Source organism: Bacillus sp. FSL H8-0516 (assembly GCF_038635285.1).
GTDB classification, from domain to species: domain Bacteria; phylum Bacillota; class Bacilli; order Bacillales; family Bacillaceae; genus Bacillus; species Bacillus safensis.
This window is the reverse complement of record NZ_CP152051.1, coordinates 372137-396926: the sequence shown is the minus strand read 5'-3', so window position 1 is coordinate 396926 and position 24790 is coordinate 372137. Positions and strand designations below refer to the sequence as shown.

At 46.1% G+C, this 24790-nt stretch carries 3 protein-coding genes; all 3 read right to left on the bottom strand.

Features of this window, described 5'->3' with window-relative positions:
• Window positions 1-4 precede the first annotated feature (4 nt).
• Window positions 5-10138 carry an amino acid adenylation domain-containing protein gene (locus tag MHB67_RS01940; RefSeq protein WP_342492751.1) on the bottom strand — a complete coding sequence of 3378 codons (10134 nt, stop codon included), beginning with the start codon at window positions 10136-10138 and terminating at the stop codon, window positions 5-7.
• Between the two features lie 63 nt (window positions 10139-10201).
• Window positions 10202-14035 (bottom strand): amino acid adenylation domain-containing protein, encoded by a 3834-nt coding sequence (locus MHB67_RS01935; protein ID WP_342492750.1) that lies wholly within the window; start codon window positions 14033-14035, stop codon window positions 10202-10204.
• 43 nt (window positions 14036-14078) lie between these two features.
• Entirely contained in the window at window positions 14079-24779 is a 10701-nt protein-coding gene (locus tag MHB67_RS01930; RefSeq protein WP_342492749.1) for an amino acid adenylation domain-containing protein, read from the bottom strand.
• Between the last annotated feature and the right edge of the window lie 11 nt (window positions 24780-24790).

Genomic DNA, 24790 nt, shown 5'->3' with positions numbered 1-24790 from the left:
CCTCCTACATCCAATCCAAAATCTGAATCTTGTTTTCTTCAGTCCAAACGCCGACATCCCCTGTCGGATAGAGGTATTCGCCAGTTTGATGTTTGAATGGATGCGGAATTTTATGCGTCTCCATCCAATCGGCAAGCTCCCCGCAAATTGCTTTAATATCCTTTGCGCCGATAAAAATATCTCCAGAAAATCCTACCGGCATGAGCTGATGCTCTTCGCTCAGGACATATATTTCCGTCTCACAGGAAGGATCATGCACACCTGAATAGACCTCTTCTTGATCTGGGTACAGCACGCTGACTTGTGCATTTTTCGCCCAATCGGTGATCATCCGCTCTTTTTCTTCATTCGTCACGATCGTGAAAGAAGAGAGGGGTGTCTCCATTTGTTCTGTCATCGCTTCAAGTGTATGGATCAGCTGCTGCATCAGCGCTTGTATTTGCTTTTCTGTATATTGATTAAAGCGATATGTGACCCGAAGCTCCAGCGTATCTCCCGGAACTGCCACAAGGGTCAGGTCATAGTTCGTTTCTTCATGACTCGCAATGTCTAAAATGCGCACTCCGTATGGCTCGATAGATTCAATTGGATAGTTTTCAAACACGACAATGCTGTTAAACAATGAATCTCCATTCGGGATGTGGGTCAGCTGCTGAATATCTGGCAGTACGGTATATTCGAATTCCCGCATCTGAAATACTGTTTCTTGTGTATGTGCCAGCAGCTTGGAAATGGTCCACTCTGGCGTGATCGGCAAACGGAGCGGCAATGTGTTAATAAAGAGCCCTGTCATGCTTTCAACCTGTGGTAAGTCCGCCGGCCGTCCTGATACTGTCACTCCGAACACAACATCCTCTGCTCCTGAATGAAGATGCAAAAGCAGTCCCCATGCTGTTTGAATCAAAGTGCTCATTGTCACCTTCTTCTTGCCTGTCATCTCTTCGAGTTTCTGCTGCATCTCGGGCGTTAGTTTGATACTTAGTTGATCAACACCTGCATCTTCATCCGAAGCCTGCCCGCCGTCTCCTGGAAGCGGTGTAGCCTCCTCTACTCCTGTCATATAACGTTTCCAGAACTCTAGCGCCTTCTCTTGATCCTGCTTTTGCAGCCACTCGATAAAATCTTTATATGGACGGACAGCAGGAAGATCCACCTCCCGTTCATCCACAAGAGAGCGGTACAAAGAAAAGGATTCTTCAATAAAGCTGAACAAGCTCCAGCCATCGATTAAAATATGATGAAAGCTAAAAATAAACGTGCATGTGTTTTCATCCCGATGGAATAAAGCAATACGAATCAGAGGTTCATCCGTATCTTCTAGTTTGAAATCCTTTAAACGATCCGTTTGCAAATATTGCTGGATGGCTTCCTTCTGATCCGTTTCACTCAGGTGGCGCACATCGTGCTGAGTGAGATGAATGCTTCCTTCTGATTGAATCAACTGAACAGGCTCCTTTAGCCCTTCCCAAGCAAATGTTGTCCGCAAAATCGAATGACGCTCCACAAGCAGATTCCAGGCTTTTTCATAGGCTGCGCCGTCCGTTAAGCCTTCGAGCGTCATATGCACTTGACCAAAATACGCCTGTGACGCTTGATCTAATAGAGCATGAAACAGCATCCCTTGCTGCATTGGAGATAGTGGATACACATCCACTACATTGTCTGGAAGCTCATCAATTTGCTCTTGCGTCAGCTGAACCATTGGAAAATCAGATGGCGTAAAGCCGCCTTTTGTCTCTACACAATGCGTCAGAATATCCTCCATTTTTTCTTTGAACCGTTCAGGTAACAGGCGCATCTCTTCATACTGAAGCAGTTCACGATTAATCATAAAATTCATCTGAAGCTGACCGTTCACAACATATCCGTACACATCGATCAAATGCTGTCTTTCTGCTTTTGGATCATGTACAAGTCCATTTCGTTCATCTGCTAAATAAAGATGTGCTTCACCGTCTATTTGATCTAACTGTCCAAGATAATTAAAGCTCATTTGCGGCGCTGCCTTTTTGAGGAAACGAGATGCTGTCATGTATTGAAGCAAGCCATAGCCGATTCCCTTTTGCGGCACAGCTCTTAAGGTTTCTTTGACATCTTTGATTTGTCTCTCAATATCGGTTTGAATAAAAGGAATAAAAATAGGATAAGAGCTTGTAAACCATCCGACTGTTCGTGACAAATCCATCTGTTCAAATAAATCCTCGCGTCCGTGCCCTTCTAACGTGATGAGCAGCGGCTTTCCAACGGCTTGTGTGAGTCCTGATAAGAGTAAATCGTTTACCTCTGTTCGGTACGCTTGTGATGCCTGCCTTAGTAAAATATCTGTTTGATCCTTCGTCAATTGAATAGACAGGATCTCTGCATGTTCTTCTATATTGAAAAGCGCAGGTGTTTGAAAAGGAGAACCCTCTTCCTCTTGACTGATGATATTTTGCCAAAAAGGAACCTGCTCTTGTAATTGATCGGTTTGTGCATATTCATAAAGAGCATCTGCCCACTGCTGATAGGACGCAGTTTTCTTTGCAAGCTCGATTTCCTGCCCTGCCGCAAGCTGCTTCAGTCCATTTAATAGGTCTTCCTGTATGATGCGCCATGAGATTCCATCCATCACAAGATGATGGGCAGCGATAAAGAGTTCTGACGTACCATTACTTGTGTGAAAAAGAATGGCTTTGATGACTTCTCCCCGCTCTAATGACAACGTTCCTTGACAAGCGGCGGTCTCCATGCGGATTTGTTCCAGCGCTTCCTTCTGAGAAACACCCGTCAAATCAAAGAAGGTGACACAAGGGGGGATGCCAGGCGCACGAATGGTTTGAATCCACGAGCCATCTGCCGCTTTTGTATATACCGCTCTCAGCATATCGTGATGATCGACAATTTTTGAGAGAACCTGTGTCAGCTGCTTTAGCTGTATGGATTGCTTGAATTCCATATGTGCTGATAAATTCCAATAATCTTGGTTTGTCATTGATTGCTCAAAGAACCATGATTGGATTGGAAGCAGACGAACATCTCCTGTGACAGGCGACTGATCATAGAACGCAGCAGCATCTGACCTTTTCATAGCAAGTGCCAGCTGTGAAATCGTCTGTTTTTCAAATACATCTCTCGGCTGAATGACATAGCCTTCCTGTGCTAAGCGCGCCACCATTTGTATGACAATAATCGAATCTCCGCCAAGCTCAAAGTAGTTATCATGTACGCCAATCGAAGGCGTACCGAGCAGCTGAGTCCATACTTTTTCCAGTACACGCTCTTCCTCACTGAGTGCCCTGTCAGCCGGTTTGTCCACTTCTTCCTGTCTCCACTCTGGCGGCGGGAGACGTTTTTGATCTACCTTGCCATTTGCCGTGAGCGGGAGTTCCTCCAGCTCTATTAATAGGCTTGGCACCATATAATCTGGCAGTATTTCTTTTAATTGATGGCGAATGTCTTGCGTGGTCATGCTGCCCTTTTGGACAAAGTAACCGATCAATCGCTTATGACCACTCTCATGCTGATGCGGAATGACCGCACATTCTATGATGTCTTCAAAGCGCAGCATAGCAGCTTCAATTTCTCCGCATTCGACGCGGTGCCCGCGAATTTTCACTTGATGATCGATTCTTCCAAGGCAGTCGATGATGCCGTTTGGCAGCCAGCGGCCCATATCGCCTGTTTTATATAAACGCGCTCCTTCTTGGAAAGGATGCGGGATAAATGATTGCGATGTTTTTTCTTCATCTCCAAGGTATCCGAGTGCAAGCCCTGTACCTCCTACGTAAATCTCTCCAATAACACCTTGCGGAACCGGCTGTAGCTGGTCGTCTAGTACATAGGCCTGAGAATACGCAATTGGCTGACCGATAGGAACCGCCACCTGCCCCTCATCCAGTGCCCGAATGTGATGCACACAGGAGAACGTCGTATTCTCAGTTGGTCCATAGCCGTTTAAAAGGCCTTCAGGTAAATACGGCAGCGCTTTACGGATATGAGCAGCTGACAAAGCATCACCGCCGACCAATAAGGCATCGAATCCAGATAAAGCTTCTGGATGTTCCTCTGTTAATCGGTTAAACAGCGGCACTGTCAGAAATCCTGTTGTGATCTTGTAAGATGTCAGCGTGTCAGCGAGTGTATCCATTGATAAGATCGTATTTCGATCAGTCAGTATCAGCCTTCCCCCGTTGAGCAGGGCTCCCCATATTTCATACGTAAAGGCATCAAAGGAAAAGCTCGCGATTTGTAAAATACGCGTTTGTTCATTAAGGGTGACATAATCTGTTTCGCATACAAGCCGGATGACCGCTTGATGTGGAATTAAAACCCCTTTTGGCTGACCGGTTGATCCTGATGTGTAATTGATATAAGCGAGTCCATCAGGTTTTAAAGCAGCAGGTTTGAATTCTGCCTCTGATAAAAACTCTTCATACCCCTGATCAAGACAAATGAGCTCGGTTTGACTGATCGAGACTTGTTTCAGCCATTCATTTTTTGTCAGTAACAGCTGAATACCTGTATCCCTCAGCATATAATCAATGCGTGCATCTGGATATTCAGGATCAATTGGGACGTAGGCCCCGCCTGCTTTCACAATCGCCAGCACCCCAAAAATCATTTCAGGCGACCTGTCGATCAGAAGCCCTACTGGTTCATGCGGCTTCACTCCTCGCTGCTGCAGATAAGCGGCAAGCCGGTCGACTTTCTCTTGTAACTCCTGATACGTCCACTGTTTTCCCCCAGATTCGAGGGCGATCGCATGAGGTGTCTTTTTCACCTGTGCTTCAAACCGTTCTGTGATGAGAAGCGGGCCTGCTAGTTGTTCTGTTTTGCCGCTCCATTCATAGAGCAGCTGCTGCCTCTCTTTCTCTGGCAGATAATTCATTTGTCTGATCGGCTGTGCTGGATTTTCACAAATACATGCAAGCAGCTGCTCGTAGTAACAAAGGAACCGATCCATCGTGTCGTCAGAAAATAAGTCTGCATCATACTCCAGTTTTAATTGAAGACCCTCCGCTCCTTCAAAAACAAACAGAGATAGATCAAATTTAGCCGTATCGTTATCCTCAATGGCTAAAACGGATGTCGCCTCACCCATTGGAGAAGCTTCAAGGGGCAGGTTTTGCAGAACGAACATGACCTGAAACAGCGGCTGCTTGCCAGCCTCACGTACAATATTCAGCTCATCTACGACCATCTCAAACGGCACATCCTGATGCGCATAGGCGCCCATTGTTGTTTCCTTCACTCGCTCTAATAGCTCTGTGAAAGCCGGATTCCCGCTATGATCGATCCGAAGTGCCAGTGTATTCACGAAAAATCCGATGAGCTGCTCCATCTCTGCCCGATTTCTTCCGGCAATGACGGAGCCAATGACAAACTCATCCTGTGAAGATAATCGATGCAGCAAGGTAGAGAAAGCCGAAAGTAATGTCATATAGAGGGTGCTGTCTGTTTTCTGAGAAAGAGCAGCCAGCTGGTCAGACAGCGGCTTCGACAAGCGGTATTTTTTCGTTTTCCCCCTATAGGATTGGACGGCTGGACGCGTATAGTCATACGGCAGCAGCAACTCTTCCACAGGTACCGCAAATTGCTCCTTCCAATAGGAAAGCTGCTTCTGAAGCGTTTCTCCCGTCAAATACTCCTTCTGCCATAGTGCGTAATCTGCATATTGAATCGGCAGCGGTGAGAGATCAGGCTCCCTCCCTTCGATGATCGCTGTATACCATTCGGACAGCTCCTTTGCGGCAATGCCAATCGACCAGCCATCTGACACGATGTGGTGAATAGACATCAGCAGCAAATGATCTGTTTCTGACAGCCGAATTAATTTCGCGCGAAAAAGTGCATCATGCTCTAAGCGGAAAGGCGTGCCCGCTTCTTTTTTCGCCCACTCAGCCGCTTTTTGTTCTTTTTCTTTCTGTGATGCCAAATTTGATACATCGACCACCTCAAGCGCTGGAAGAGTCATATGCTCATGTATGATCTGTACCGGTTCATCGCCGTTCATCGCAAAGGATGTTCTGAGCGATTCATGCCTTTGCACCATTTGCTGTAAGCTGCGCTGAAGCACCTTTACATCTAAAGGTCCATTCATCCGAAAGGAAATCGTATTATTGTATAATGGCAGATCAGGCTGTAATTGATAGAGAAACCACTGTCTTTGCTGGGCATAGGACATCGGAAGCTCCTGACCCTTTTCTATTTTCCGTATCAGAATCGCTTCATCGGCTTTGGCATGTGAATCAATCCACTCCGCTAACTCTCCAAGTCTCGTATGCTCAAAAAGAACAGCGAGCGGCACGTCAAATCCCGTTTTCTGTCTAACAGCAGACAGCATTTGCGTTGCCTTAAGCGAATGACCTCCGAGTAGAAAGAAATGATCACCACAGCTGATGTTTGAAACATCAAGCAGTTCGGACCAAATGTGTGCCAAAAGTTTCTCCGTCTCGGTTTGAGGTGCTCTGTCCTCTGAAGCATGTCCGCTTTCCTCTATTAATTCATTGAAATGCACTTCGTCCGGCATCCCATCCTCTGTTTCTTTCCAGTATTCTTCAGGATATAGATGGACGGAATATTCACCAGAGAGACGAGACTGTAAACACGTATAAATGGACTGATACAGCCTTTCTTCAACAGCCTTTGTTTGATCGGTTTTGAAAAAGACATATACGACCTGCTCTGTTTGGGTCTCCCCCTGTATCATCTCTTGAATTTCCTGCTTCGACCGATCCAGCCCGATATAAGTGAGGGGAGCATCTGTCATCAAGCATGCCAGCATAGTTTGAATGCCCGCCCGCTTTTGAATCGGGAGATAGCCCCTTTCTTTTAGCATGCCTTTGATCATCGAACCTTCACTCATTCCGGTCTTATCCCACATGCTAAAGCTAAAGCAATACGGTTTTACTGTAGATGTCAGCCTCTGATAATGAGCAAATTGTTCAACGAACTCATTGGCCGCACAATAAGCGCCAACGGTCATCCCGCCCTTTAACGTTCGAGCTGACGAGCTAGAAAGAAATAAGACATTTTGCCGTTTAGAGGCTGCTTCATGTAGCGCAATCGTGCCATATACCTTCGCCTCGTACATCGCATCTAATGATACAGACGTCATATCACGAAGCAGCTCTTCTTGAATGATGCCAGCGAAATGAATAACGCCATGCAGCCTTTTACCTAAAGCCGTCTCCTCTCTTGAGATCAGGGCTTCAATGGCTTTTGCGTCAGTAATGTCTACTTTTTCATAAAGAACTGTACCGCCGCGCTTTTCCGCTAGTTTCTCAAGTGAAATCAATACGTCTTGCTGCTCCGCAGATAAAGTCTCGCGCGCCTTTCTTCCAACCAGCACAAGTTGCGCTTGATAGGATGTCAGCAGGTGCTCACTAAGCATCCTCCCAATGCCGCCAAGCCCGCCTGTCATCACGTAAAGCCCGGATGATTCAAATGGCGGTGTCTTCATCCTTTGTTCTTTTTCCAGATGAAGCGGTGTCAAAAGAGGAGTATAACGAACACCTTCACGATAAGCGGCGATATGATGGCTTGTGTCATGTGTGAGCTCTGTCATGATCGATGATGCATGAGAACGGCCAGCATCCGGTTCTGTCAGAGAAAAATCAAGACACCGCACCTTGATAAACGGCCATTCATGCTGAACAGCTGTCATCAGTCCTGCTGTCGTTGCTTTCTCCACATCATGTGTTTGATCTTCCGGCAAATTCATCGCATTGGCAGAGACAAAGGTGATCTCTACCGGCTCATCATAGGCAGCGACCGATTTAGTTACATATAGTGCACTCATACTGCCTGTTTTCTGGGCTTCTTTCGCCAACGCTGCATGAAGTGTATCTTCTTGAGTTGTGTAGTTCCAAAGGTGAATGATTTGTTTCACCGAAACGCCATACGAACGGAGCGTCTCAAAGAGTTGTTCGTAGTCAGACGGCCGATTCGGGTGGATGATGAAGTGTGTTTGTGTGAGTTGTGTGAATGCTTGCCCCGGTTCAACCGTAATATAAGTTTGTTCATTGCTTGAAAGGGATCTCAATTGATCTGCCAGCCCTAATGTGTCTGCAAAGATCACCGTGTCCCCTTCTGTTTGTTTTTCCGCTTCATGAAGCGGAGCAGGTGTCCACTTCTTTTGTAAACTCCAATCAGGCAAGGTGTGCTCATTTTCAAGTCTGATGTCCAGCTCCTTGATGATTTCATCGAATTCGCCTTCCTGCCATCGCTTCTTGAGCTGTGCCCTTTCTATTTTTCCAGAGCTTGTTTTCGGAAAGGCGTGCTTCTGGACAGGGATCACACGCCATGCAGTCAACCCCATTTTTGTTGCAATATGGGTTTTGATATTCTGACTTGCCCTCATGATATAAGAAGGTTCATACAGCTTCGGTGTAAAAAAGAGAATCAGCTCGTCGGATGCAGATGCTTCCATCCGGGCAGAACAAGCGGCTACAAAGCTCGTTTCGACGCCGGGTACTTCCTCTGCAATGACTTCTATTTCATAGTTGTGATAATTTTTCCCGTTGATGATGATCATGTCTTTTTCTCTTCCGGTTAATGTCAGCCTTCCTTCGTGTAGAAAACCTAAATCCCCCGTGTGAAACCAGCCGTCTGTTTGAAAGACTTCTCGATTCGCTTCGTCATTCTTGTAATAGCCCTTCATTGTCGTCGGCCCTTTAATTTGTACACTGCCAATATGATCTTCGGGAAGAAGTTCATGCTGATGATTAACGATACGAATCGTGATACCAGGAATTGGTCTTCCCAGCTCTGTAAAGCTGACGGTTCCTGTCTCACGTGCCTCCGCTGGTCTTAGCTGCTCTGTGAGTGATGTTTCCTCAAAGGTTAGAACCCCGCTGCTTTCATCTCCCCGCTCTATCGCAAAAGAGAAGACAACGGCTGAAGAGATTTCAGACATGCCGAATGCTGGTCTCATGACGTCTCCCTTTAAGCCGTGCGGAGCCAGCAAGTGTAAAAATCGGTGAATCGTCTTCGGTACGACCGCTTCTGCCCCATTGATCATACAAGACATAGCAGAAAGATCCCAAGATCCTGACGAAATGTCTTTCTCATAATCATTGATCATTGCAAATGCGAAGTTAGGCGCCCATGTCTTCGTTGCACGGTAGCGGTCCATCCAGTCAAGCCAGCGCAGCGGCTGAGCGATAAAATCATCTGTTCTTGCCCGAACCTGTTCACAGCCCGTGTACACATTGACAAGGTGAAACATCACAATACCGCCAATATGATCTAAAGGCATCCAGTCTAACGACACATCCTCTTGTGTAAACCCATTGGCTGCCACTGTTCCTTTGACATTCGCCAGCACGCTTCGATGAGAATGCTCTACGCATTTGGGCATCCCTGTACTTCCAGACGTTAAGATAAAAAAGACTGAATCATCCGGTGACGCTGGATAAGCCTCTATATCTCTTGCTAAAGAAAGCATCGGCTCAACGGCTGCGACACGTAACTTGTCTGTATGCCACAATAAAGCTAAGCCTTGCACCTCATCAATCAGCGAGTCATCTGTTAAAATGAGCGGATGCTCCAGCAGATTCCACGCATGATAAAGCTTCTTCACGGAGGCATTCATTTCACGATAGGTCGGTGCAGCGGACACTAGTGTTGGAACAAATCCGCCTAACACACACGCCCAAAAGGCGGTTACCATCGCATGATTAGATGAAAACTGAAAGAAGACAGGATCGCCTGGTTCAAGTCCGAGCGCCCTCAAACCTGTCAGAACCCGCTCGGCATCCTCCTTTAACTGCGCGTAGGATTGTGTGAGTTCATTTTCACTATTGACGATATAAGTCAGTCCATTTTTCGTTTTTGCCGCCTCCGTTAAGGCGTCCTGCAAGGTTTGGGCTCCTGCCTTAACATCTAGATCCCCTCCATAGGAAAGGGCGGGCGGCATGTCCGCTAAAGCAGGGGAAGCCGTTTGCGTCTGTATCGATTCAGATGCGGCCTCCTGCTCCATGTGATTGTCGAGAAATAAATGAGAGAGGTGATATGGCCGCGGTCGAATGGTTTTTTCACGAGAAAAAACAGCGAAGCGTTCGATTTCGTTGGTTTGTAAAATGGTTCTCTGTACATCTTGTAAAATCGTATCCATTGATTCATGTACATTTGATTGGTTCATAATTGATGGTTTCATATGAGTTCCTTTCCTTTTTTATCAGGCAGGACTGCTAATGTGCATCCCTGCCTGATCTAAAGTTTACAAAACGGCTTCTCTATTTTTTTGATTGACGATCTTTTGGATCAGCTGGGCATTTTGGGCTGCACATTCTTTGTTTTTGAACATGTCAGCATGCTGACCATAGCCTTGATAATAACGATAAGCACCGGTCGTCGCTTCTTCCCAATGATCCATCCAGTCTGGAATATCAATTTGCTCTTCTGATTGGATGAAATCAATATCTGCTTGTATCTTTCCTTGATTCACCCCCTTAACAAATGTTTCATAATAGGCCCGCGTTTTTTGAGCAAGCGCTTCTTGAACGAGCTCTTCTTGGGCAAGTTCACTTTGCTTTGATTGATGGACAATCGCTGCGATATCGTCATCAATGGATCGTCCTTCTAAATCACTTTCACCAATTTTCTTATAGGAATCGATCATGATGACCTTTTCCACCGTCCGTCCTGCTTGTTCAAGCGATTGAACGAGCTCAAAGGCCAGATAGCACCCGCCAGAGTAGCCCATCAAAGTCAGCGGTCCTTCAGGCTGAAGGTGCTGAATATGCTGAACGTATTGCGTCATGCGTTGATCAGCTTCAATAAAGTCAAAGGCAATCAAACGAACGCTATCAAGCGTTTTGGCAGCTTCCTGATAGATAAAGCCGTAGCCTGGTAATGGCGGAAGAGCAAAGACTGTTGGCGTTTGAGATTCATTGAATACAAGATAGCCGGCAGCTTCGTCATCCTGCTGTTGAATATAACGGCTGATGGCTTCAATTGTCGGCGTCTCAAACAGCAAGTGAATAGGCACCTGAACATCGAATTCCTTCGACACCTTTGATAAAAGTGACATCGCTTTTAAAGAATGTCCTCCAAGCTCAAAGAAATGGTCATCTGTACTGATATCATTTCGTTCAAGTACTTCACGCCACATGACAAGCAGCTTTTGTTCTATCTCATTGGCCGGAAGCTTCACATGGCGGTTTCCTTGAGGCGTCTCCGGCTTTGGCAGCTGACGTTTATCAATCTTTCCGTTTGGTGTCAGCGGCATTTTCTCAAGTCTGATCAGCTCATGAGGCTGCATGTAAGCAGGAAGTTTCTCCTTCAGCCCTGACTTGATCACATCAACTTTGTCTTTCCACTCCTCCTCACACGTCATATAGGCGAGCAGTCTTGTATGCTGCGAGCCATGCTGATCCGTCATAAGGGCAGCTTGCTTTACGCCCGGATGCATGAGAAGGTGGGCTTCAATTTCTGTCAGCTCAATTCGGTGGCCGCGAATTTTCACCTGATCGTCCACTCTGCCTGCATACTCAATCAGACCGTCAGCTCGAAAATAAGCCAAATCACCCGTACGATACAGCCTTTCTCCCGCAGCAAATGGATGTGTGATAAAGGCTTCTTTTGTCAGATCAGGACGATTCAAATACCCCTTCGCAAGTCCTTTGCCGCTGAGACAAAGTTCTCCAACCATTCCAATCGGCTGAAGCTGTCCTTGCTGGCTCAATATATAAGCACCCGTTTGGTTAATCGGCTTTCCGATGGGAATAGAATGCGCTTCGATCGGAGGAGCTTCATCTACAGGATAATAGGTGGCGAAAACCGTTGATTCAGTTGGGCCGTAGACATTGATTAGTCTGCCTTTCCCCATGACATCAAAGGCTTTTCTCACATGCTGTACAGATGCACGCTCACCTCCGAACAGCACCTTGCGCACACTGCGCATCCAATCGGTTTCTTCATCAATAAGAAGATTAAATAAAGCAGTTGGAACAAACATGACAGAAATGCTTTCTCTTTTAATCAGCTCCGTCAGCTCATGCATATCTAAAATGGTTTCTTTTTTCGGCAGGACAAGCTTTGCTCCGTTTAAAAGTGCACCGTATACATCAAAGGTAAAGCCATCAAATACGCTGTTGGATAGCGACAGCAGTGTATCTGTTTCTGAAATGGTTAAGTAGTTCGTATTTTTGACCACCCGGGCAATATTGGAATGGGTTGTCATGATGCCTTTTGGCTGACCCGTTGTGCCTGATGTATACATGATATATGCCGTATCGTGTAAACCTGCTTCCAGCGGCAGATTCTCTGAGCTCATTAGTGAAATCTCCTGATCATCTGCAAACAGATACGTGCCAGCAAACCCGAGCCCCTTCGCCTGACCAATAAAGGATGAGTGAGTCAGAAGATGCGTCGCTCCGCTGTCTTTAAGCATGTATTGAATGCGGCTTTCTGGATAGTCAGGATCAATTGGCACATAGGCTGCGCCTGCTTTTAAGACAGCAAGCAGACTGACAATGAGTTCAGGCGTTCGATCGGCTAAAATGGCGATGACCGTTTGATGTTCGGCTCCATTTTTTTGCAAATGTCGTGCCAATCGATTGGCTTGTTCATTCAGCTCAGCATATGTCATCGTTTGCTCTTCTGCTGATAGTGCCACTGCATTTGGCTGTTTGCGGACATTATGCTCAAACCATTTCGACAAATACAGCTGGTCATGCTCAAGCTCAGGTGCATTCCATTCCTCAAGAATCAGCTGTTTTTCCTGTTTTGTGACGAATGGGAGTGTATGAACCGATTGATCAGGATGCTTGACCGCCTCATGTATCAATAGGCTGAGCTGTTCCTTTAACTTATGAACAAATTGAGGATCAAACGCTCTTTGGTTAAAGGCCAGCTTCAATAGTAATTCTTCTCCAGGCGATGCGAGCAGATTCAGATCATAGTTTGATTTTTCATAGACATTCATGTCCTCCACCGTGAACCCTAATCGTGCCTCTTGCTCGTCCTTCTTTGCGGCTGGGACATTTTCAAACACAACAATATGATCAATGAGCTGCTGCTGACCTGACTTTGCCTGAATATCATAAATCGGAATATATTGGTGCGGCTCGGCTGCAAGAGACTGCTGTTGTGTTTCTGAAAGGAGTGCACGAAATGTCATGTGATCTGTCAGCTGAATTCTTCTTGGGATGACATTGATGAACAATCCAACCATCCTGTCAACGCCAGCCAAGTCTGCCGGACGTCCTGACACAACTGTTCCAAACAGCACATCATTTGACCGTTGATATCTGCTCAGCAGAACCGACCAGACGGATTGAAGCGCACTGCTTAACGTTGCATTTTGCTGCAGCGCTAACTCTGATAAAGCGGCCGTTTCTTCTTTGCTCATGGACCATTCAATTTCGCCTAATTCATGTTCATTCGTTTGTTTCCGCTGCTCTTTAAAGGTCGATTGTCCATCAAACCCTGCTAATGATTGCTGCCAATATTGAAGTGATGCTTGCTTATCTTGTTTTTCCAGCCACTTTATATATTCTTTATATGGTTTGACTGGCTCTAACTTGTAAGGGACGTCATGTAAAAGTGCATGATAAATCGCAAATAACTCCTGCACCACAAGTCCAAAGCACCAGCCATCCAGAAGGATATGATGATAGCTCCATATCCAGCGATAGCTGGCAGGGCCCGTTTGGAAAACAGATGCCCGCATGAGAGAATCCTTCGAGAGGTCAAATCCTCTCAGCTGATCCTGTTGTTTGAATTTCTCTATACGTTCAAGCTGTTCGTCTTCGGAAAGATCTTGCAAGTCCACAACATCAAGTGTAAAAGGACGTTCTTTTAGTACAACTTGGACAGGGCGCTTTACTTTTTCGTGGAGAAACACGGTACGAAAAATATCGTACCGCTCCACGATGATATTCATGCTTTTCTCAAGTAAGTCATAACGCAGTGTGCCCTTAACGTTCATATCCATTTGCTCTACATAAAAGCCCTTTTCCTGATGATGGAGGGTATGAAACAGCATTCCTTCTTGCATCGGTGACAGATAATACATGTCTTGAACTTGATCCCTTTTAAATTGACTCATCTATTTCATCCTCCCTTCCTTTTTTATGATTCATCTCGTGTTGTTAAGTCAATTTCTCCTCAAGCATGTCAAAAATGTCGTCCATTTCATCCATTTCAAGGTCAGCCGCAGAGAAGTCACTTGGCGTAAATTCCCGTTCTTGCTGCGCTAAGCAATGGGTGATGATGGATTGAATTTTCCCCTTCAACAATGCCATGAACTGCTGTATCGTCTGTTCTTCATATTCACTTGCACAATAGGAACAAGACAAAATGAATCGATTGTGTTGAACAAGACCACTAAGGTTCAGCTTATAAACAGCTTCCGAATCAGGGCTTGCTTGTCGTCCCATATCATAAGTCGACGGCCCAAAGAGTTCTGTCGTCACTTCCTGATCAATCTGTCCAAGATAGTTCAAGCTGATTTCAGGCTGTACGTGCTGCCCTGACGGTTCAGCGGCTGTCATGTATTTTAAGATCCCATAGCCGATTCCTTTATTTGGCACACGCCGCAGCATTTCTTTCGTTCCTTTAATAGCATCAGCTATGGTCTGTTCCGGCTTTGCTTCAAGAACAACTGGATACATACTCGTAAACCAGCCAATCGTGCGAGAGACATCCAGCCCTGATAAAATATCCTCTCTACCATGACCTTCAAGCTGCACATGTACATGGGACTCACCTGTCCACTCTTGAACAGCAAGACCGAGAGCACATAAAAGAATATCGTTCATTTCCGTTGTGTACGGCAGATGAATATCGGTCAAAAGATGCTCAGTTTCTGTTTCTGTCAGCTGCATTTGAACGGATTTGGTTTCGGCAACTTTTCTTTTTGTCACTTCATGATCAACAGGTAATGCGGTTAATGGTTTGCTTTCAATTTCTGCCCAATACTCCTGCTGATTTTTTAATGGCTGTGACTGTGCATAACGTTCAATGGCCTCTGCCCATTCTTTAAAGGAATGAGTTTTCAGCGGCAGGACAAGCTTTTGTCCCTGAGCTGCCTGCTGATATAGAGACATAAAGTCCTCTAGTAAAATTCGGCATGAGACACCGTCAATGACTAAATGATGTGTCACGATGAGTAAATGATCGCCATCTTCTGCATGGAAACAAATCACTTTCATTAACGGACCTGTTTCGAGATTCAGCTGACGCTGATACTCATTGGCATATGTGGAAATAGCCTTTTTCACGTCGTGCTCTTTTGAGACATCATGAGAAATAATCGCCAGCGGTTCCGTGAGCTCCCGCTGGTTGTATTGCAGGATGCCGCCATGTTCCTGCTTGTATACCATACGCAGTGCATCATGATGTGAAAGTAGTTTTTGCATGACTTGTTCTGTAATGGAAAGGTCAAATCCATTTGGTGCATGAAGCATCATCGAGAGATTCCAATGGTGCTGATCGCTGAATGCTCGTTCAAAGAACCAGCGCTGAATCGGTGTTAAAATGACTTCTCCTTCGACAGGTGATTGGTCGGCTGTCATTTGATCGGCTTCTTCAATATATGGGCGCAGCTCTGCAATCGTTGGGTACTGGAATAAAAGTTTCATATCGAGCTTCCAGCCTGCTTGCGTGAGTCTGCTTGCCATTTGGATGCCTTTAATGGAATCTCCGCCAAGGAAGAAGAAGTGATCATGAATGCCGACTTGGCTGACGCCAAGGACATCTTCCCAAATGCCGCAAAGCAGCGTTTCCACTTCATCTCTTGGTGCTTCGTATACCGTTTGGTTCGCTTCCATATCAGGAGCTGGCAATGCTTTCAGATCGACTTTTCCATTGGCCGTCATTGGAAATTGGTCTAGTTTTATGATCCATGATGGCACCATGTATTCTGGTAACGTGCGTTTTAGGCTTTCTTTTAAGTTCTCTGTATCTGTATCGTTCTTCGTGATCACGTAAGCGGCAAGGGCGTCCTGATCACTTGCATCTTTGACCGTGGTCACGACGGCTTCTTTGATGACATCCAGCGTCAGGAGCTGCGCTTCAATTTCTGACAGCTCAATACGAAAACCGCGGATATTGACCTGATGGTCTATTCTGCCGAGATAAATCAGCTCTCCATCGTCTGTCCATTTCACTAGATCGCCTGTGCGGTACATGCGCTCACCTGGATAAAATGGATCTGGCACAAATCGTTTGTCGGTTTCTTCTGGGAGATTCCAATAGCCCCTCGCCAGTCCTTTTCCTGCAATCACGAGCTCACCCGGTACGCCTGGGGGCGACAGGTCGTATAAAGAACCCATGATGTAAAAACGTGTATTGGCAATGGCTGTTCCTATCGGAATCGTGCCTTTTTCTGGATCGATCATTCCGCTTGTCGCTACGACTGTATTTTCAGTTGGACCGTAGTTATTGACGAGTTTGTATGGAACAGGCTTCACTTGTTTCAGCTTGTCTCCGCCTGTTAGTAAATAGCGTAAAGAATGGTTGTCCATTGACATAAACTGCTCGCATAACTGCGTTGGCAGGAAGGCAATAGTGATCCCTTCTTCATTGAAATACGCATTGAGTTTGATCATATCGAGACGAATCGCTTCGTCGATAATGTGCAGCTCTGCGCCGGCGATCCACGTTGGGAACATCTCCCAAATGGAGGCGTCAAAGCCAAAACCGGCATATTTCGCAGTTCGATCGTCTTTCGTCACTTGGAAGGCTTCATTGTGCCAGAACGCAAGATTCACAAGGGACTGGTGCTCGACCATGACACCCTTCGGCTTTCCTGTCGTCCCCGATGTGTAAATCATATAGGCGAGATCTGTTGGTTTCACATGAACCTGAATCTCGTGAGCTTCTCCTTCTACCGCATCTTCTATGAACAGGACATGACCTGTGAATGAAGATGGCGCAGTGAGTCCTTTTTGCATTAGAAGTACTTCTGCCCCGCAGTCTTCCAGCATGTACGCAATACGCTGCGCCGGATAATCTGCATCAATTGGGACGAATGCCGCACCTGCCTTGAGAACGCCAAGAACAGCAGCTGTCATATCAAGGGACGGACGGGTGAGAATGCCGACGCGGTCGCCTGGTTTTGTGCCGTTTGCGATGAGTCTTGAAGCGACTACATTCGCCCGGCTGTTCAGCTCTTTATACGTCCAGCTCGTTCCGCAGAAGGTTGCCGCTTTTTGATGAGGTGCTTCTTGTGCCTTAGCCTCAATCAAGGCATGAACGGTTTTATCTGACGGGACGTCTAGGGCAGGTCCTGACCATTCATTGATCAGCTCTCGTTTTTCCTCTTCAGTTATGAGAGATAGCGCTGAAATTGGCTGATTCAGCTTAGCCAGCATATCGTCTATGATTTTTTCAATATACCTGCTCCAGCGCTGAATGGTGCTCTTTTTAAACAGGGCCGCTGCATACTCAAAGCGCAAGCCCACTTGGTCATTTTCTTCAAATACACCGAGCGTTATATCAAATTTTGCATGAACGGTATCTTGCTGCTTTTGCGAAAGCTTGAGTCCATTCAAATCCGGTAACGTCAGGTCACGGTCATCTGTTGTCAGCATGACACTAAACAATGGATTGCGGCTCGTGTCTTTCGGAAGATCTAACTGAGCCACCAATTCCTCAAACGGGAATTCTTGATGTTCATAGGCTGATAGGCTGCGATCTTTCATTTTTTCAAGCAGCTGCGCTGTCGTTTCTTCTGGCTGCACTTCGTTTCGAAGAGCCAGTGTATTGACAAACATGCCTGGAACCCGTTCGATCGAAGCATGCGTACGTCCTGCGGTCACAGCGCCTATGACGATATCTGTCTGCCCAGTTAACTTGGAAAGGAAAATGGCAAATGCCGTTTGCATCACCATGTTCAAGCTCACACCTTTTTCCGCCATGAGCGTTTTGATGGACTGCACCTTTTCAGCAGACAACCATCTATCGACTCGGCCCCCTTCAAATGACTGAACATGAGGGCGCGGAAAATCAAGAGGCAGCGCTAAGTCTTCCGGCGGCTGTGCATATTGCTCCAGCCAATACTGCCGCTGTTTCTCAAGCAGCGCCTGCTGCTTTTCTTCCTGCTGCCATACCGCAAAATCCTTGTAATGCAGCTGAACTGGCGGTAACGTCTTTTTCTCATACAGCTCTGCGAGTTCTTGAATGAGCAGGCTGCGTGTGACACCATCTGCAATGATATGGTGCATATCCATCATGAATACATATTTCTCATCAGAAAACTTCGCCACTTTTGCCCTCATTAATGGTGCTTGATGTAATGAGAATGGTGTAATGAATGAATCGATGACAGGCTGCTCCTGATCGCCCTCTATTTCAACCGATTCTAACGTAAACGGTACTTGGCGATAGACTTTTTGAACGGGTACGCCGTCAATTTCTACAAAGGCTGTCCGAAGTGATTCATGTCTGTCGATCAAGGCTTGAAGCGCTGCTTCCAGCTGCTTCACATCAAGACTGCCTTCCATCATTAAAACGGCTGGCATATGATAAGTGACTGCTTCTGGATGCAGCTGCTGCAGTACATACATACGCTTTTGAGCAGAAGAGACGGGATAGAAATCTTGCTTTTCCGCTGGCTGAATGGATGTCACCACCGAAGAATCTGTTTCTTCCAAGTAGGCTGCCATTGCCCGTATGGTTGGTTTTTCAAAAAGGACTTTGAGCGGCACATGCTTGTTCAGCTTTGCTTGCACCTTCGAAATGAGCACCATGCCCTTGAGGGAATGACCTCCCAATTCAAAGAAGTGGTCAAGAACTCCTATTTGTTCCACCCCAAGAACTTCTGACCAAATGTCACACAGTGCCCGCTCAAGTTCCGTTTCTGGTGCCACATGCGTCGCATGGTTCATATGCACCTCATGCGGAAGCGGCAGAGACTTCGCATCCACCTTTCCGTTTTGGGTGAGTGGAATGTGATCGACTTTCACAAAGTACGTTGGAATCATATAATCCGGCAGTGTCTCCGCAAGATTTTCTCTAAACGTCAGTGTTCCAATGTGTTCAGGCGCTGTGTAATAGAGTGCAAGCTCCGGCAACCCAGACAGGTGCAGGACTTTTACATAGACTTCTTGAATAGATGTCAGAGCACGTGCGGCATGCTCAATTTCCTGTTTCTCAATGCGATAGCCGCGGATTTTTACTTGATCGTCGACTCGTCCAAGAAACTCAATATCTCCATTTGCATGCTGTCTGACCAAATCCCCTGTGCGATACATTCTCTCTTGAGGATCATATGGATTTTCAAGAAAACGTTCTGCTGTTAACTCAGGCTGATTCAAATATCCTCTCGACACGCCTTCTCCAGATATATAAAGCTCTCCCGGCGCGCCATAAGGGACAAGCCGCTGCTGCTGATTGCATACGAGCGCTCTTGTGTGAGCAATTGGCTGTCCGATCAAAGATCGTTCCTTCAAAGCGTCCAGCTCTTGCGATGTGATCAGCTTGGTCACTGTACCAATGGTTGTCTCAGTCGGACCGTAATGGTTCATGACTGCCACGCATGGATGCTGCATCATAAATGTTTCAACATCCTCAGGGATCACCGGTTCTCCTCCAAGTACCACCAGGCGTAAAGCATTTAATGAATGTTCCTTAGAATCTGCCATCATATGAAATAAGGATGGTGTCATTTTGATATAAGTCAGCTCTTGTTCATCAATCAACCGCATCAAACGTACAGGGTCTGTATACACGTCTTCATGAGGAACATAGAGTGTCCCCCCTGCTTTTAAAACAGGGAAAATGCTTGTGTAACCAAGATCATACGCATAAGAAGAAAGCAGTGCCGTCTGATCACATTCCTGCAATGTCACCTCATTTATCAGCCAGCTGACATAGTGTGATAGATTACGATGCGTGAGCTGTACACCCTTCGGCTTCCCCGTTGTTCCAGATGTGTAAATGACATAAGCGAGCTGATCAACCGATACTTCCGGCAATTCTAGTGGATGGCTTTGATGCACTGCTTGTTCAACCTGCACCACTTGAATCGACTTATGATTTTGATAGGAATCTGCTAGAGACTCATTTGTCACGATGACTTGTGCACCTGAATCCTCTAATGTGTAGCGGATTCGTTCAGCCGGAAAGGCCGGATCAATCGGGACAAACGCTCCTCCTGCTTTCATCACACCAAGCATGGAGACGATGACATAGACAGAGCGGTCAAGGATCAGTGCCACAGTTTGTTCCTTCTCGACGCCTCGTTTCTTAAGCTCACAGCTAAGTGCATATGACTTATCCTCAAGCTCGCGGTAGGTGAGTTTTCTTTGATCATCCATGACGGCGATAGCATCCGGTGTTTCCTTCGCCTGACGTGAAAATTGGACATGGAATGGCTCATGACGATTCGTCTGCCCTTCGGTTTTTTTCTCCAGACGCTCTATTTGTTCATGCTGATCCAGTATATGGAGCAAGCCGATCTGTTCCTCTGGATGACGAACCGCCTCCCGAATAATCGCCAGAAGATGAGTTCCGAACCGGCGGACGGTCTCTTCTTTAAATAACGCCGCTGCATAGTCAAAGCTCAGCTTTAATGCTCCCTCGCGTTCAAATGCTTCTAAAGATAGATCAAATTTGACCGAGTGATGCTGAATGGCATAAGGCGAAATGTGCAGATCGCCGAGCTTTAGCGCTGGTACCTCCATGTTCTGCATGTTAAATGACACGCTAAAAAGCGGGCTCCGAGTTGTATCACGGTCTAATGGAAGATGTGCAATTAACTCTTCGAGCGGATAGCTTTGATGTGCAAAAGCATCAACACTTGTTTCTTTTATTTCTTCAAGCAGCTGTAAAAATGTTTTGGTTTGTTCTGGTTTTCCGCGCATCGCAATGGTGTTGATAAACATTCCCGGCATGTCCTGGATATCAGGGTGTGTCCGTCCAGCAACAGGCGAACCCACAATGATATCTTCCTGCCCGCTATAGGAGGCAAGCAGCACCTGAAAGGCGGATAACAAGAACATATACATGGTCGTATCGGTTTTCTGAAGCAGTTCCTGAATTCGCTGAGTCGTTGCTTGATCACAGCCAAACATGAATCGTTCTCCAGTAAAATCACGTTCTGCTGGACGAGGATAATCAGTTGGCAGCTCTAAAACCGGTAAATCTCCTTCAAATTGCTTCAGCCAATACGCTTCATGCTCCTTCTGTTTCTCCGTTTCTTCTTCACTTAGCTGCCAGACAGCGTAATCTTTATAATGAAGGGCTCGTTCAGCAAGAGCTTCTCCATCATAAGCCTTCGCCAAATCTTGAATGAATGTCTTCATGGAGCTGCCATCTGTAATGAGATGATGTGCTTCTAAGACGAGAAGATGACTGTTCTCACTGACTTTCAGCAGCTGAGCTCGCAAAAGGGGTGCTGCTGTTAAATCAAATGGCGATTGACGTTCAGTAAGAAATGCCTCCGCCTCTTCTTCCTTGATGTCATGAACAGGAAGGTCAAATTCAGTCCATTCATGCACCCTTTGGACAATGTCTTCTCCGTTCATATGAAAGCTCGTTCTTAAGATTTCATGTGTTTGGATTAACTGATTAAATGCTGATTTGAGCCGCTGATATTCAAGTGTTCCTTCAAGCGTTAAGACGATCGGAATATGATAATTCGTGCTGTCAGGTTCAAGTGTCTGCAAAATATATAAACGGCGCTGAGCTGGTGATACCGGATATTCGTCCGCCTGCTCTGCTGGCAAAATAGGATGTCCGGCTTCTTCTTGACCATCCTGATCGATGTAAGCCGCTAATGAGCGAATCGTCGGCTTCTCGAAAATCACTTGAATCGGCACTTCCTTTTGAAGCACTTCTTGAACCTTCGCAGACATCATCATCGCCTTGAGCGAGTGCCCGCCAGCCATAAAGAAATGCTCGTCTATCCCAATCATTTTCCCAAGAAGCTCCTCCCAAATGTCAGCGAGTGCCTTTTCTGTCTCAGTCTCAGGCAGAATGATTTTGATTTCCTCGCGATGCACTTCGTCTGGCTTAGGTAAAGCTTTTCGATCTACCTTCCCGTTCGATGTAAGTGCAAAGGTATCCAGCTTCATCACATGGTGCGGCACCATATAAGCTGGCAGTTTTTGATTGAATACATCTCGTACCTCTTCTTCTGTCAGTGTCCCTGTGAAGTAAGCGATGATTTCCTTTTCATCTGAAGAAAGCTGCTGAACAAGTACAACTGCTTCATCTATGCCCACTTCTTGGTGAAGCACTGATTCAATTTCACCAAGCTCAATACGGAAACCACGAATTTTCACCTGATCATCGGCACGGCCGAGGAATTCAATCTGACCATCTGCACCATATCTAGCCAAGTCCCCCGTTCGATACATCCGTCCTGACGGCTTAAAAGGATCTGCCATGAATACTTGATCAGTCAAATCTGGACGTTTGATGTACCCTCTTGAAACACCATCTCCGCCCACATACAGCTCTCCTGGGGCTCCAATTGGCTGAAGTCTTTGATAGTCATCTAAAATATAAGCTGACGTATGATTGATCGGCTGACCAATTGGGATCGGGCCCATTTCATCTCCTCTTACTTCGTAAATGGTCGAGATGGTTGTATTTTCAGTTGGGCCATAGACATTCAGCAAGGTAAGTGCTGGATGATGCTTTTTCACAAGCTCCGCACTTTTCACATTGATCACATCACCGCCCGTGAATAATGTTTTTAACCCTTTGAACATTTGCGGCCGCTGCTGAGCGAGCTGATTAAATAAACCAGTCGTTAAAAAGAGCGCTGTGATCTGATGTGTTTGGATAAATTGTTCAAATCGGTGAATATCCAACAAAGTATCACGGTCAACAGGATAAAGCGTCGCCCCATTCAGAAGCGTAGTGAAGATTTCAAGGGTAATCGCATCAAAGCTGACAGCTCCTGTATGCGCCATACGATCCGACGTGTTCAATCCTATTTTCTCCTGAGAGCATGCTAACCTCACAATATGCTGATGCTCAATTTGAACTCCTTTTGGCCGTCCAGTTGATCCCGAAGTGAACATGATATATGCCAATTGAGATGGAGACGTCTCGACTGATAACTCCGCTTGTGAGTGATGAGACATGCCGGTCACATGAACAGCTTTGATGCTTTCATCAACTGGCGGCTGGCTGTCAGCATAGAGCAAAACGGATACGCCGCTGTCTTCAAGCATCCAACGGATTCTCTCCTCAGGCTGAGCTGGATCAATCGGTACATAAGCAGCCCCTGCATGTAAAATGGCTAAAATAGAGATCACCGCATCTGCTGATCGGTTCATATATACCGCGACAGCATCCCCCCGCTGAACGTCGTTTTCTACAAGACTGCTCGCTAAACGACGGATTTCCTGTCCAAGCTCTTCGTATGTGAATGTTCGCTCGCCTTCGACTAATGCCGGATGGTCAGGCTGCGCCTTGATACGTTCATCGAGCAGCTCAGGAATGGACAGATGCTTCGGATAATCTCGCTCCGTCTGGTTCCATGCTTCAATCTGCTGCTTTTCTTCTTCTGTGATACATGTTACTTCATGAAGACGTATGTCAGGATTGTGAATGATTTGCTTCATGAGGTTGGTCAGATGTTTGGATATGTTTTCAATGACCTTTTCTTCAAAAGCCATCGCATTGTATTTGAATTTCAATGTCCACGTTTCACCAGGATAGACAAGGACATTGAGATCGAAATTCGTTTGTTCAAATCCGTCCTTTACATCAATGGCAAAACCGAGACGTGCAGACATGGTGTCACCAGACAGCTCCTGATCTAAAGGATAGTTTTCAAACCCAACCAAATGATCAAAGAGTTTTCCTCCAGCAGCTGTTTTCTGCTGAATGTCATAAAGCGGCATAAAATCATAGTTTTCCGCTTCCAATGCATGCTGCTGAACCGTTTGAAACAGCTGTTTAAAGGTCTGCTCCTGATCTAATGTCACCCGAACAGGTATCGTATTGATAAACAGCCCTGCCATCCGCTCAATCCCAGACACACTTGGAGGTCTGCCTGATACGACTGTTCCGAATGTGACATCATCTGCTGCATGATAGGTGCCTAAAAGAACGGACCAGACAGCCTGAAAAAGGTTCGGTGCTGTCACTTGGCATTGTCTTGCCGCATCTTGAATGGCTTGTACGGTTTGAGCGTCCCATGTAAACGTCCATTCCTGATGGTCATATTGTCCGTTCGCTTCTTTTTGCTGCAGCAGCCCTTGGTGCTGAACAGCACCATCCAGCCGCTCCGTCCAATAGTCTTCCGCTTCTTGTTTGTTTTGCTTTCCAAGCCACTGGATATAGTCCGCATAAGGCTTACCTTGTGAGCGATCCGGCGTTCGGCCGTTCCGATAAGATTCATAGTAATGAAACAGTTTTTTCATCAAAACACCCATGGACCAACCATCCATAATAATGTGATGGTTGCTCCAAATCAGGTGCCAGTTTGTTTCATTTAATTGAAAAACAGCGACTTTCAACAACAGATCATTCGTTAAGTGAAATCCTTGCTTTCTCACTTGCTTTTTATATTGATCCAATACCTTTTTCTGCTCTTGATGATTCAGATGAGATAGATCTTCTCTATACACATCTATATGACGTTCAGCCAGTACAACCTGACGAGGCTTTTGTAATTGCTGATAGACAAAGGCTGTACGCAGAATGTCATATGTCCGTACGAGTTCATTGAGACTCTTTTCAAAAAGATCGAGATCAAAATCTCCGCTTATTCCAAGCTCAAGCTGTGTGAAATAAGAGGAGGAATTAGGGTCTAGCATGGCATGATACAGCATGCCCTCTTGCATTGGTGTTAAAGGATATACCTTTTGAATTTTCTGCTTGCTCATAAGTCCACCTC

Bases quoted from the DNA above. Each gene is read 5' to 3' on its own strand.
- MHB67_RS01940 (WP_342492751.1), bottom strand. From the start codon at position 10,138: ATGAAACCATCAATTATGAACCAATCAAATGTACATGAATCAATGGAT.
- MHB67_RS01935 (WP_342492750.1), bottom strand. From the start codon at position 14,035: ATGAGTCAATTTAAAAGGGATCAAGTTCAAGACATGTATTATCTGTCA.
- MHB67_RS01930 (WP_342492749.1), bottom strand. From the start codon at position 24,779: ATGAGCAAGCAGAAAATTCAAAAGGTATATCCTTTAACACCAATGCAA.